Origin of the sequence: Marinobacter sp. CHS3-4 (assembly GCF_030053415.1) — a bacterium.
Lineage (GTDB): Bacteria > Pseudomonadota > Gammaproteobacteria > Pseudomonadales > Oleiphilaceae > Marinobacter.
The window spans coordinates 1-12,557 of record NZ_JASGBJ010000005.1 but is presented as its reverse complement, the minus strand read 5'-3'; the positions used below and the strand labels follow the sequence as shown (position 1 = coordinate 12,557).

General features: G+C 54.2%; 10 protein-coding genes and 1 rRNA gene. 8 read left to right on the top strand and 3 right to left on the bottom strand.

Going from position 1 to position 12,557, the window contains the following annotated elements; genetic code table 11:
• Positions 1–32: 32 nt before the first annotated feature.
• Together QLQ17_RS16350 and smrA are read right to left on the bottom strand one after the other, a co-directional pair.
• Positions 33–224: a hypothetical protein gene (locus tag QLQ17_RS16350; protein WP_283210683.1), complete on the bottom strand. Its 192-nt coding sequence runs from the start codon at positions 222–224 to the stop codon at positions 33–35.
• Positions 225–277: 53 nt separating this feature from the next.
• The gene (gene smrA / locus QLQ17_RS16345; protein WP_283210682.1) at positions 278–859 is read right to left on the bottom strand and encodes a DNA endonuclease SmrA; all 582 of its coding nucleotides are present in this window, start codon (positions 857–859) and stop codon (positions 278–280) included.
• Positions 860–980: 121 nt separating this feature from the next.
• Here smrA and QLQ17_RS16340 point away from each other — a divergent pair, with 121 nt between their 5' ends.
• The 8 genes from QLQ17_RS16340 to QLQ17_RS16305 all read left to right on the top strand — a co-directional run bounded on the left by QLQ17_RS16340 (position 981) and on the right by QLQ17_RS16305 (position 12,367).
• Positions 981–2,909 carry a putative nucleotidyltransferase substrate binding domain-containing protein gene (locus tag QLQ17_RS16340; RefSeq protein ID WP_283210681.1) on the top strand — a complete coding sequence of 643 codons (1,929 nt, stop codon included), beginning with the start codon at positions 981–983 and terminating at the stop codon, positions 2,907–2,909.
• Positions 2,910–2,926: 17 nt separating this feature from the next.
• Complete coding sequence (locus QLQ17_RS16335; protein WP_283210680.1) at positions 2,927–3,634, top strand: 3'-5' exonuclease; 708 nt, start codon at positions 2,927–2,929, stop codon at positions 3,632–3,634.
• Between the two features lie 216 nt (positions 3,635–3,850).
• On the top strand, positions 3,851–4,114 hold the full coding sequence (locus tag QLQ17_RS16330; RefSeq protein WP_283210679.1) for a DUF4212 domain-containing protein: 264 nt from the start codon (positions 3,851–3,853) through the stop codon (positions 4,112–4,114).
• Positions 4,115–4,119: 5 nt separating this feature from the next.
• Complete coding sequence (locus QLQ17_RS16325) at positions 4,120–5,886, top strand: sodium:solute symporter family protein (protein ID WP_283210678.1); 1,767 nt, start codon at positions 4,120–4,122, stop codon at positions 5,884–5,886.
• 98 nt (positions 5,887–5,984) lie between these two features.
• Positions 5,985–6,488 (top strand): hypothetical protein, encoded by a 504-nt coding sequence (locus tag QLQ17_RS16320; protein WP_283210677.1) that lies wholly within the window; start codon positions 5,985–5,987, stop codon positions 6,486–6,488.
• Between the two features lie 10 nt (positions 6,489–6,498).
• Positions 6,499–10,014, top strand: coding sequence for a hybrid sensor histidine kinase/response regulator (locus QLQ17_RS16315; protein ID WP_283210676.1), 3,516 nt, complete (start codon positions 6,499–6,501; stop codon positions 10,012–10,014).
• Positions 10,011–11,651, top strand: a complete 1,641-nt coding sequence (locus QLQ17_RS16310; RefSeq protein WP_283210675.1) for a tetratricopeptide repeat protein — start codon at positions 10,011–10,013, stop codon at positions 11,649–11,651. The genes QLQ17_RS16315 and QLQ17_RS16310 overlap by 4 nt, the downstream gene beginning before the upstream one ends.
• Positions 11,648–12,367: a sensor histidine kinase gene (locus QLQ17_RS16305; protein ID WP_283210674.1), complete on the top strand. Its 720-nt coding sequence runs from the start codon at positions 11,648–11,650 to the stop codon at positions 12,365–12,367. Before QLQ17_RS16310 ends, QLQ17_RS16305 begins: the two co-directional genes overlap by 4 nt.
• 78 nt (positions 12,368–12,445) lie before the next feature.
• On the opposite strand, the gene rrf is transcribed toward QLQ17_RS16305, so the two are convergent.
• A 5S ribosomal RNA gene (gene rrf, locus QLQ17_RS16300) occupies positions 12,446–12,557 on the bottom strand; the annotation flags it as partial.

The window sequence follows — 12,557 nt, the reverse complement described above, 5'->3', positions numbered from 1 at the left end:
CCTCTCCCGTTCTTTGTTATCGTTCGTACACGTTATTTGACGACCGCGTCGCCTTCCTTGTCGTTCCAGATCTTGCGCTCGCCCGTGTCGATTTTTCCCTTGGAATCCCAGATTTCACGTCCCTCAGTCGCGCTTTCCACTTTGCCGTTATCGTTCCAGATAACCCGGTCTTTACACCCGATCAGCGCGAACGCTGCAAATACAACCAAAACCAGTGTCTTCATCAATTTCTCCAAGGGTTACAGGGCTTTCTAGTAATTGTCAGTGAGGCCGACACTTATCTTCGGCCGTGAATCTCACGATTACGCTGTTTGTCTCGATCGCCTTTACGAACCATCACATAAACAGCGCCAGTGCCACCATGATGTTTCTGGGCGGAGTGAAAAGCCAGCACGTCACTCAATTCGGGCAGCCATTTGGCCAGATAACTCTTCAGCTGCGCGATGCCATCCGGGTTCCGCTCGCCCTTACCGTGCAGAATTATGACCGAGCGAAGACCATAGCGAACACAGTCATTCACGAAGCCGAAGACCTCTCGCCTGGCCTGCTCTACCGTCATACGATGCAGATCCAGCCTGGCCTCAATCGGGTAATGCCCCAACCGCAGTTTTTTGAACACACCGTGCTGTACACCCGGGCGCTGCCAGCTGAGGACATCGTGGGCCGTCAGTGGTTCCACCATATCGGAAGTGAGCGGGTTGCGATCAGGCGCCCGCTGGTCGACGGCAGCCCTCTGGCGCTCAAGGTGCCCGGGCGTCAGATCTTTCGGCGCTTTGACGTCGGCTTTGTTCGCCTTGCGGATGCGACGCACGTCTTTCATCTCTTCAAGGAAACTTAACCGTTCATCTCTACTTGTCATATTGCTATCGTTTCTTTCATGACGAGCTGGAACTTTATCACCGGCCTGTCCCATCATAAAGAATCGCCGGTCTGCATTCGGCTACACTTGTCGCTACAATCGAAGACTACGGAAAGTGATTATGGCCGCTTCATCACCTGCAACCTCCAGGGACAATCCGCGCCCCCAGAATACCCGAGCCATCATGGCTTTTTTGAGGGAGCATGCGCCTTTTACGAGCATGGACGAGAACCACCTCGCCCACTTTGCCGAACACGCGTCGCTTCGTTTCTATGCTGACGGTGATGTCGTGCTATCGCCCGATGAGGGTCCGGTTACCCGCTTTCATATCGTAAAGCAGGGGCGAATCGTTGGGGAGCGCGGAAGTCTGAAAGACGGAGAGACAGAAACCACCTTCGAAATCAGTGTTGGCGAATGCTTCCCGTTGGCTGCGCTTATTGGTGAACGGCCAACACACACCCTTCATCGCGCCGCCGGAGACACATTCTGTCTGAGCATCGAGAACGATGCATTCATCACGTTGCTATCCGAGAGCGAAGCCTTCCGCGATTTCTGCATTCGCGGCGTTAGCAGCCTGCTTGATCAGGTCAATCAGAATATTCAGTCCAACGCCATGGTATCCATGGGTGGCGGCAGCTCGCTGGACACGCCGCTGGAACGCTATGCCATCCGTAATCCAATTGTCTGTTCGCCTGACCTGCCTGTGAGAAAAGCGGTAGCGCGCATGCATGAGAACAGCGTGGGCAGCATCGTCATTACCAATGACACGCGCCACCCCAAAGGAATTTTCACTCTCAGGGATCTGCGAACACTGGTCGCCGAGGAACGGGCGCCACTCGACACGCCTATCGGCCAGGTGATGACACCTGATCCCTGCTGCCTGACGGCAGAGGCCGACGCATTCGAGGCGGCGATGAAAATGGCGGAATTCCACTTTTCGCACGTGTGCGTGGTGGATGATGACGGCCGGCTGATCGGCATGGTTTCAGAACGAGATCTGTTCGCCCTTCAACGAGTTGACCTGGTTAATCTTGCCCGCACCATTGGCACGGCGAACCATCTGCGCACTCTGGTCAGCCTGCGCACTGACGTATCCCGGCTGGTTGACGCCATGCTGGCACACGGAGCGGACTCCGGACAGGTGGTAAAAATCATCACCACGTTAAACGACGTGACGGTTCGGCGTGTTCTGGAACTCAACCTGATGAAAAACGACCCGGGTGTGCCCTTCACCTGGCTGACGTTTGGCAGCGAAGGCCGGCAAGAGCAAACGCTGTTGACCGATCAGGACAACGGCATTCTGTTTGTGACGCCGGATGGCATGTCAGAAGATCAGGCACGAGAGAAACTGCTCCCCTTCGCAGAAACCGTCACCAAAGAGCTTGCAGAGTGTGGCTTTACACTGTGTAAGGGCAACATTATGGCGAGCAACCCCAAGCTCTGCCTGAGCGGTGATGAGTGGGACGAATGGTTCCTCCGGTTTATCGACGCCTCAACACCCCAGAATCTTGTTTACTCCTCTATCTTTCTCGACATGCGCGCCGTGTTTGGCGACCGGGCGCCGCTGGACAAACTGCTGGACAAGGTCTTGACCAGAATTCGCAAGAACGATCTGTTCCAGAAAATGCTGGCCGGTAATGCCGTTCAAAGGAAACCGCCGCTGACCATGTTCCGGAATTTTCGATACGCGCCAGACGGCGACCGCAAATCTCTGGATCTAAAACGGCAAGGCCTTGCTCCATTTGTGGAGGCGGCCCGGGTATTTGCCCTCGCCAACGGCGTGGCTCAAGCCAACACGCTGGAGAGAATGGATCAGCTGGCGAAGAAAGGAGTGTTCGATCCGAAGGACGCCAATGCCTGGAAAGAAGCATACAGCCTGATCCAGGCCATCAGGATGCGCTCTCATCAGGAACTTTTGAATCGGAATGAACCGCTGTCCAATTATATTAATCCGGACGATCTCAATCCTCTGGATCGGCGCATCCTGCGAGAGTCTTTTCGGCAAGCCCAGCGCCTTCAGCAGAAACTGGAAGTGACCTATCAGCTCTAGACGCCCGGAACGCGACCATGATCAATAGCTTGAAGCAGCTTATAGGACGAATCGGTTCGAAGGGAGCCAAGCATCCAAGACTGGAAGACCTGCCCCCTCCGGTTGTGCCGGGAGAGCAGTCTCTGACGGATTGCCGCCTGATCGTACTGGATCTGGAGACAACCGGTCTCAATCAATCCAAGGATGAGGTGATCGCCATTGGCGCTGTGGCTATTCAGGACAATGCCGTTGATTTAAGCGATCAGTTCGATCTGGTGCTACGTCGACCGGAACTGGATATCAGTGAAACGGTACTGATTCATGGTATTGGGCCTGAAGCCCTGACCCGAGGACATGAAACCGAAGATGCCCTGTTGCATTTGCTGGAATGGATGAATGGCGATCCGGTTCTGGCTTACCACTCGGCCTTTGATCAGAGCTTTCTCGAACGAACTCTACGACGAAAACTCGCATACACCAAAAGCCACACCTGGTTCGATGTCGCCGATCTTATGCCTGCTTTTTTTCCTGATTCAAAGCCTTCCGGTCACGGCCTGGACGACTGGGCTGATCATTTCGGACTTGAGGTCAGTGCCAGACACCACGCAGCCGCAGATGCCCTGGCGACTGCAGAGTTGACCCTGGTGGCTATCAACCAGGCTCAAAAAAAAGGAATTTCCACCCTGAAAGCGCTCAGCGAACGCCTTAAATACTATCGTCGTCTGCGCGACGTTCATCGCCACTGAACGCCAGCAATACCGCCGCTTCATCGCTCTCAAGAATCTCTCAATCCGGCATAAGTACCCGAGAATTAGACCTTTTGCCAATATCTATCCCGCTATTGACGGGTAAAGTCAATTAGGACTAGCGGTCAAGAAAGGACCGTCAATTCGAAAAGCAATAAGAACGTTCACGTACCACCAAAAAACGCACCACTACAACAACAAAACAGGAGTGATCCTATGTCAGGTCATAGCTACGACGCTGAAGCCTACTGGAAGGCTAATCTCCGCCTAATATTTGGAAGCCTGGTTGTCTGGGCGCTGGTTTCGTATGGCTTTGCCATCCTACTCCGGCCCATGCTGGCAGGCATTCCGATTGGCGGAACCGACCTCGGTTTCTGGTTTGCCCAGCAGGGCTCCATTCTTACCTTCATCGCTCTGATTTTTCATTATGCCTGGCGCATGAACAAGCTCGATGAAAAATTCGGCGTACATGAGGAGTAAACGCAATGGACCAGTTTTATATCAATCTATTATTCGTAGGCGGCTCCTTTGCCCTCTATATCGGTATCGCCATCTGGGCGAAAGCCGGTAGTACCAGTGATTTCTATGTGGCCGGTGGCGGTGTTCATCCGATCACCAACGGCGCAGCAATCGGTGCTGACTGGATGTCCGCAGCATCGTTCATCTCCATGGCGGGCCTGATTGCGGCAGGCGGCTATGCCAACTCCACCTTCCTGATGGGGTGGACCGGTGGTTATGTTCTGCTGGCGATGTTGCTTGCGCCTTATCTGCGTAAGTTTGGTAAGTTCACCGTTCCCGAATTTATTGGTGATCGCTACTACAGCCAGAATGCCCGTTTGGTTGCCGTTATCTGCCTGATCGTGGCTTCGGTCACCTACGTAATCGGACAGATGGCCGGTGCCGGTGTTGCCTTCTCCCGGTTCCTGGAAGTCGATTCCACGATGGGACTGATGATCGCTGCGGTGGTGATTTTCCTCTACGCCGTCATGGGCGGCATGAAGGGCATCACTTATACCCAGGTTGCCCAGTACTGCGTGCTTATCATCGCTTACACCATTCCTGCGGTGTTCATCTCGTTGCAGCTGACAGGCAATCCGATTCCGGGCCTGGGACTGTTCTCGACCCACACCGAATCGGGCTTGCCTCTGCTCCAGAAATTGAACCAGGTCATCACTGATCTGGGCTTCAACGAGTACACGGCGGATGTCGACAATAAACTGAACATGGTTCTGTTTACGTTGACCCTGATGATCGGTACTGCCGGCTTGCCACACGTGATCATCCGCTTCTTCACGGTACCGAAAGTAGCCGATGCCCGCTGGTCTGGTGGTTGGGCTCTGGTATTCATTGCACTGCTGTACCTGACTGCTCCGGCCGTTGCATCCATGGCCCGCCTGAACCTGATGACCACCATCTATCCTGATGGCACGGCAGCGGCACCGCTTGAGTACGATGAGCGCCCGAACTGGATCAAAGAGTGGGAAATCACCGGGCTGATCACCTTTGAAGACAAGAACAACGACGGCCGTATTCAGCTGTACAACGACACGCCAGCATTTGAGGATGAAGCCGAATCCCGTGGCTGGAACGGCAACGAGCTGGTCGTTAACAGGGACATCCTGGTACTGGCCAACCCGGAGATTGCCAACCTGCCCGGCTGGGTCATCGGCCTGATCGCCGCGGGTGGTCTGGCAGCAGCCTTGTCGACAGCGGCCGGTCTGTTGCTGGCGATATCCTCGGCAGTCAGTCACGACCTGATAAAAGGGCGAATCAATCCCAGCATAACGGATAAAGGGGAATTGATGGCAGCGCGGATATCAATGGCAGTCGCGATCGTCGTCGCAACCTATCTGGGTGCAAACCCGCCCGGGTTCGCGGCGCAGGTGGTGGCACTGGCCTTTGGTATTGCGGCCGCATCGTTGTTCCCTGCCCTGATGATGGGGATCTTCTCCAAGCGGGTGAACAACGTTGGCGCCATTGCCGGCATGTTGAGCGGTCTGGCCTTCACGCTGACCTACATATTCGTCTACAAGGGCTGGCTGTTCATTCCTGGCACCAACAACCTGGCAGATACCCCTGAAAACTGGGTACTGGGCATCTCCCCACTGTCCATCGGTGCGATTGGTGCAGTCGTCAACTTTACGGTAGCCTTCATTGTATCCAATGCAACTGAAGAACCGCCGGTTGAGATTCAGGAACTGGTCGAAAGCGTCCGTTACCCACGTGGGGCCGGCTCAGCTCACGACCACTGAGTACTAAACCAACCTGAAACGGCCTCTTGGCTGGCAGGTTAATACCGAGCGGGCTTCCTCCTTGAGGGAGCCCGTTCTTTTTTGAGGGAATTCTATCTATGTTCTGGACGTTTATCGCCACGATATTCTGCGGGCTGGGGGCAGCAGGCATTGCGCTCGGCATCCGCGCCGTTGCCGGCAACAAAGCTCCGAAATGGCTCATTCCCGTGTTCGCCGGCGCCGGCATGCTGGGCTACCTTATATATGGCGAGTACACCTGGTTCGAACTGAAACAGTCTCAGTTGCCAGAAGAAGCCGTTATCGTGGATACAGAATCTGACGGCATTCTCTGGCGCCCATGGACATTTGTTGCGCCCTACGTGACCGCTTTTTCAACCGTTGACACCAAAAGCATCAAGCGTAGTGAAGGCAACGAGGAGGTATTCCATTTCACCCTGTATCGATTTGAGCAGAAAATCACCGATGTCGTGTCACATCAGGTGCACCTGCTGCACTGCGGCAACCGGGAATTGGTGCCCGTTGGCTCCGATGGTAAGCCAAGGGTCGATAATATGAAGCGGCTGGGAGCGAAAGACAGGCTGCTCCAGACCGTCTGTCAGTAAAGAGCAGGATATGATCAGCGCCTGGCTACTGGTATTAATCTCAATTTCCTACATTTCGGTTCTGTTTTTCATTGCCTGGGCCGGCGACAAGTATCCGGGACTTTACCGTCGGCGTCTGGTCAGAACACACATCTATGGGCTTTCTCTGGCGGTCTATTTCACATCATGGACCTTCTACGGTGCCGTCGGGCGCGCAACCCAGGAGGGGCTGGGATATCTGCCGATCTACCTTGGCCCATTGCTGATATTTGTGTTTGGCGCTCCCCTGCTCCGACGCATCATCTTTATCAGCAAACGTAACAACACCACGTCCATCGCTGACTTTATTGCTTCGCGCTATGGCAAATCCCAGTCGCTTGCTGCCCTGGTTGCCATTTTTGCGCTGATTGGCAGCGTGCCCTACATCGCCCTGCAACTGAAAGCTATCTCGATGGGCTTCAATGTCCTTTCTTCAGGAGATACCAGCAACTACGTCAGCAATTTGGCATGGAACGACTCTGCCTGGTACATCACTCTGGCGCTGGCCATTTTCACGGTTCTGTTCGGCACGCGTCACCTGGAATCCACCGAGCACCATCGCGGCATGATTCAGGCCGTCGCCTTCGAATCAATCATCAAGATCGTTGCGTTTGTTGCCGTGGGACTGTTCGTCGGTTATGGACTCTACGGCGGCTTTGGCGATCTCTGGCAGCAGGTAAGCGACAAGAATCTGATGGGTAAGCTAACCACGGACGGTATTGAGGCACCTGCCTTCATTACTCAGACGCTGGTGGCGATGCTGGCCATTATCTGTTTGCCCCGCCAATTCCATGTGATGGTCGTGGAGAACACCGACCATCGAGATTTCGAGACAGCCAGATGGGCCATGCCCATCTATCTGGTGATTGCCAGCGCTTTCGTGCTTCCTATTGCCGCCGCCGGGTTGCTGTCTGCTGAAGCGTCCGCTGCAGACCCTGACATCCTGATTCTCAACCTGCCGATTCTGGCCGGGGAACAATGGCTGGCGATACTGGCCTTTCTCGGGGGAGGTTCTGCCGCTGCCGCCATGGTTATCGTTTGTTCAGTAGCCATCTCCACCATGATCTCCAACGAAATCATCATGCCGGCGCTATTGAAATTTTTCCGGCCCAGGATGAACAAGCGTGCGGACCTGAGCGACCTGCTGTTAAGCATTCGGCGTATTGCCATTTTTGTGATTCTGCTGACAGCCTACGGCTTCTACAGAATGGCGGGTGAGGACTACAGCCTGACAGCATTTGGGCTGCTATCCTTTGCCGCAGCCGCCCAATTCGGGCCCGCGTTGGTGGGCGGTATACTTTGGCGTAACGGCAACTATCAGGGCGCTATCTGGGGGCTTGGGCTGGGCTTCCTGCTGTGGGGATATACCCTTTTGCTTCCAGCGCTTGCCTCGACTGGCTGGCTAAACGACACGCTGATTACCAATGGCATTGGCGGCCTGAGCTGGACAAGACCTACCGCTTTGTTTGGTCTTGAGCTTGACCAGATCAGCCACGGCATCATCTGGAGCCTTGGGGTCAACACGGCGACTTATGTGCTTCTGTCATTGCTTACCCGCCAAAGAGTCAGAGAAAAAATTCAGATTGCGTCTTTTTTCCATGACCCACAGCCCCGCGCTGAGACTGTCCAACAGCAAAGCTGGCAAGGCGAGGTTTTGACCTCGGATCTGCAAGCCATCACGGACCGGTTCATGGGGGAAGAGCGCGCGGAAGCCATCTTCCGTAACTACGAACGGCGAAATGCCATTCGCCTGCATCCCCAGCGTCCTGCGTCTGCCCATTTGATGAAATTCATTGAGCGGCAACTGGCATCGGTGATTGGTGCGTCAACCGCTCGGGTGGTGCTGGAGTCCACGCTCACCGGTCGCGATATGCAGATCGAGGATGTGGTGAGCATTGTCGACGAAGCATCGCAGGCAATGACCTTCAGCAGGGAACTCCTGCAGTCTGCTATCGAGAACATCAGCCTGGGCGTGTCCCTGGTTAACAATCAGCAGCAGTTGGTGGTTTGGAACCATCGCTATCTGGAAATGTTCGGTTACCCCACCGGATTTGTGCGAGTCGGGCGACCAATTCAGGACCTGATGCGGTACAACCTTACCAGCGCCAATCTACCTGCCACACGCATCGATGAAATCATCGAGGACCGCTGCAGCAGCATGCGCGACGGCCTGCCCATGTCCTACGAGCGTCAGCGACCTGACGGAACTGTCATCCGTATTGATGGCAGCCCCATTCCCGGCGGTGGCTACGTCACCACCTTCCAGGACATCACGTCCATGCGTCGCACAGAGCAGGCCCTGAAGGAAACCAACATCTACCTGGAACAACGGGTCAAAGAGCGCACGCAGGAATTGCAGGTTATCAACGAACAAATGCTGAAAGCCAAATCAGTGGCGGAACAGGCCAACCAGAGCAAAACCCGTTTTCTGGCGTCGGCCAGCCACGATTTGCTTCAGCCTCTGAACGCTGCCCGCCTGTTCACTTCAGCGCTGGCCGGCAAAAAGACCGATTCCGAGACCGCCGATCTGGTAGACCACATCGACAGCTCACTGGGCGCGGCAGAGGAAATCATCAGCACACTGTTGGACATTTCCAAACTGGATGCCGGTGCCCTGGAACCAGACATAGGCACCTTTCCTGTTAATGACATCATGCGTCATCTGGCCAATGATTTTTCTGCCATTGCGAAAGATCAAGGGTTGGACCTGCATGTCGTGCCAAGCCGTGCCTGGGTGCGGTCGGATTCCAAGCTTTTGCGACGGGTCATCCAGAATTTCCTCTCGAACGCCATTCGCTATACTCCGAATGGACGAATACTTTTGGGCTGTCGGCGACTTCGCGGCTATATTCGTATTGAGGTCTGGGACACCGGGCCGGGAATTCCCGACGATCAGATTGCAAAAATATTCGAGGAATTCCGGCGATTTCAGCAAGGCAGGGATCAAAAAGGCCTGGGGCTTGGCCTGGCGATCGTCGACCGGATCAGCAATATGCTGGATCACCCGGTCAATGTGCGCTCTGTGCAGGGTATCGGTAGCGTCTTTTCCATTACCGTGCCACTGGCTGTCCCGGAGCGAACTGAAGCAACCCCAAAACAGCAGAATGTTGCTAGCCGACGGGTGTCCAGTCTGGGAGGGCTAAAGGTGCTCTGTATCGACAATGACCCGTCGATACTGCACGGCATGACCGCACTTCTGGCGAACTGGGATTGCGACATCAAGACAGCCGAGAGCCTTGAAGCTGCCAGAAACAAGCTGGAGAACGAACGACCAGACATCATTCTGGCCGACTACCAGCTTGATGATAATCAGAATGGTCTGGATGCCATGGATTCAATTCGAAAGGAACTGGACATGAACATTCCCGGCATTCTGATTACAGGATATATGGCCCCCGAAGTGCGGGAAGACGCCATCAACCGGGGCTATCAGGTGTTGTACAAGCCGGTAAAACCAGCCGCTCTGCGGGCTATGGTTAATAAACTTCTCAAGCAGCGGAAACAATGACTGACACAAAATCCACATCGGCAGCCAATCCATTTGGTAAATTAAGCTACCTGGTTATCGATGATTTCGAGAATTTTCGGGTCTCCATTCGTGAGATGCTCAGAAGCTGCGGTGCTGAACGCATCGAAACCTTCGCCAAGGCAGCGCCTGCCATCCAGCACTGTGCCTATAATCATGTCGATGTGGTGCTTTGCGATTTTAACCTGGGGGAAGGAAAAAACGGTCAACACGTTCTTGAAGAGCTGAGACACAAGAAACTGCTGAAACGCTCATCGATCTTTCTCATGGTGACTGCGGAAACCTCAAAAGAAATGGTCATGGGCGCCAGGGAATATCAGCCGGATGCATACCTGACCAAACCTATCAACCGTTCAGTACTTAAGAAGCGTCTGGACAGTCTGATAAGACAGCGCAACGCCCTTCTTCCAATTAACCGCGAAATCGACCTTGAGAACTACCCCGAGGCCATTTCGCTCTGCCTGAAATATTTGCCAACCCAGCCCAGATATAAAACCTGGCTCCTGAAGACACTTGCCGACCTCTACTTTCAGGTTGGCGACTTTAGCCACGCTCTGAAAATCTATGACGACGTTCTGGGACAAAGAGATCTGTCCTGGGCCCGACTGGGAAAGGGACGCATTCAGGTCGCAACCGAAAACTATCCAGAAGCCATCTCCAACCTGAGCGATCTAGTCGAAAAACACCCTGACTACATGGAGGCTTACGACCTTTTAGCCGAGGCTCTTGAGCGCAAAGGGCAACCCACGCAGGCCCAGAAGATACTTGAAAAAGCCGCCGACCTATCGCCCAACGCGCTGCTTCGACATAAACAGCTGGCCAATCTGGCTACCTCGAACCAGGATCTTCCGACGGCGTCTGACGCTTGGCGTCAGACCGTCACCCTTGGCACACACTCTATTCACGACAGTTCAGATCACTACCTGCAATTAGGCAGTTCTCTGTCCGATCTGAGCGAAGGTGACACCTCAACGGATGGTCAGGGCTGGGCTTCGGAGGCGCTGGCCATACTCCGGCGAATGGAAAGGCGCTTCCCAGAAGAGGAAAATGTCAAACTGCGAAGCAGGGTTGTTCAGTCAAGGGTTCACGCCGGCCAGGGCAGCCTTAAAGAAGCGAACAAAGCCCTGGAGAGCGTAAAGGACGAACTCGCGACTATAGAAAACCTGGATCCGGAACTGGGCCTTGATTACGCGAAAACCCTGTTTCGCCTCGACGAACACGATGAGGCAAAACAGCTACTCGGAAAGTTGGCGCACCGCTGCGAAAACGACCCCTCACTGCTCCAGAAGATCGAAAATCTGCTGGATGAACCCGTTGGATTCCAACAAAAGCTGAAAGCCCGTTCTTTGAATCGAAACGGGATCAAAGCCTTCGAAGACGGGAACCTGGACGAAGCCATCAGGATCTTCTCGGAAGCCCTGTCTATTGTCCCTGATCACGCCGCCCTTAATCTGAACCTCACTCAGGTTCTGATCAAGAAGTATCAGGGATCAGAAGATCAATCTCTCATCCGGGACGCCCAAAAGCACATCGCGAGACTCGACAGCTTACCAGAACAACACCGCCAGTATCGTCGGCTGGTGTCATTGAGACAGAAACTGAAAGGAATGAGTGCATGACCTCTGATTATCCGGAAACCCAAAAGACAACGCGGCAATCGGATCATGAGATCGACTTTTCAATGGTCCTGGCATCGGCTGTCCACGACATGAAGAACTCGCTGGGAATGCTTCTTAACACCCTTGATGATTTGCGTCGTGAACAGAATCAGGCGCTAGGCGAAACACCCTCGTTTAACACGCTGCAATACGAAGCGGAACGCATGCACAGCGATCTGGTGCAGTTGCTGGGCATATACAGGCTTGGCGAAAATAACCTGTCTGCGCATATTGAAGAGCATTTCGTACCGGATTTTCTCTCCGAACACATGGCACGGCACACCCCCCTTCTCGATGGCATGGGCATAGAGTTCGAGCTGGATGCAGAAGAGACCAACGGTTTTTTCGATGCGGACCTTCTGACAGGCGTGTTGAACAACACCATCAACAATGCACTTCGCTATACCAAATCCAAGATCCGGTTAACAGCCGCAGAGCGGGATGGCTACCTTGTCATTGCAGTGGAAGACGACGGCCACGGATACCCCGAAAACATGCAGCACACCGGCACTCCAAATTTCAAAGCACTGGATTTCAACACGGGCAGCACCAGCCTGGGTCTGTTCTTTGCCGCTTCCGTAGCGAAGCTTCACCGCGAAGGTGACACAGAAGGCTCGATCCGCCTTCACAACGGCGGAGAACTGGGTGGCGGTGTTTTCGAAATCTGGTTGCCCTGATTTCATACATTCCGGCTTCTTTTCTTCCATCCAATAAAAAACCCCAGCACTTGAGGTGCTGGGGTTTGGGTATTAGGAGCCTGACGATGACCTACTCTCACATGGGCAGAAGCCACACTACCATCGGCGCTGGTCTGTTTCACTGCTGAGTTCGGGATGGGATCAGGTGGTTCCAGACCGCTATGGTCGT

Excerpts from the sequence above, each read along its gene's own strand:
- QLQ17_RS16350 (WP_283210683.1), bottom strand. The coding sequence starts at position 224 with ATGAAGACACTGGTTTTGGTTGTATTTGCAGCGTTCGCGCTGATCGGG.
- smrA (WP_283210682.1), bottom strand. The coding sequence starts at position 859 with ATGACAAGTAGAGATGAACGGTTAAGTTTCCTTGAAGAGATGAAAGAC.
- QLQ17_RS16340 (WP_283210681.1), top strand. The coding sequence starts at position 981 with ATGGCCGCTTCATCACCTGCAACCTCCAGGGACAATCCGCGCCCCCAG.
- QLQ17_RS16335 (WP_283210680.1), top strand. The coding sequence starts at position 2,927 with ATGATCAATAGCTTGAAGCAGCTTATAGGACGAATCGGTTCGAAGGGA.
- QLQ17_RS16330 (WP_283210679.1), top strand. The coding sequence starts at position 3,851 with ATGTCAGGTCATAGCTACGACGCTGAAGCCTACTGGAAGGCTAATCTC.
- QLQ17_RS16325 (WP_283210678.1), top strand. The coding sequence starts at position 4,120 with ATGGACCAGTTTTATATCAATCTATTATTCGTAGGCGGCTCCTTTGCC.
- QLQ17_RS16320 (WP_283210677.1), top strand. The coding sequence starts at position 5,985 with ATGTTCTGGACGTTTATCGCCACGATATTCTGCGGGCTGGGGGCAGCA.
- QLQ17_RS16315 (WP_283210676.1), top strand. The coding sequence starts at position 6,499 with ATGATCAGCGCCTGGCTACTGGTATTAATCTCAATTTCCTACATTTCG.
- QLQ17_RS16310 (WP_283210675.1), top strand. The coding sequence starts at position 10,011 with ATGACTGACACAAAATCCACATCGGCAGCCAATCCATTTGGTAAATTA.
- QLQ17_RS16305 (WP_283210674.1), top strand. The coding sequence starts at position 11,648 with ATGACCTCTGATTATCCGGAAACCCAAAAGACAACGCGGCAATCGGAT.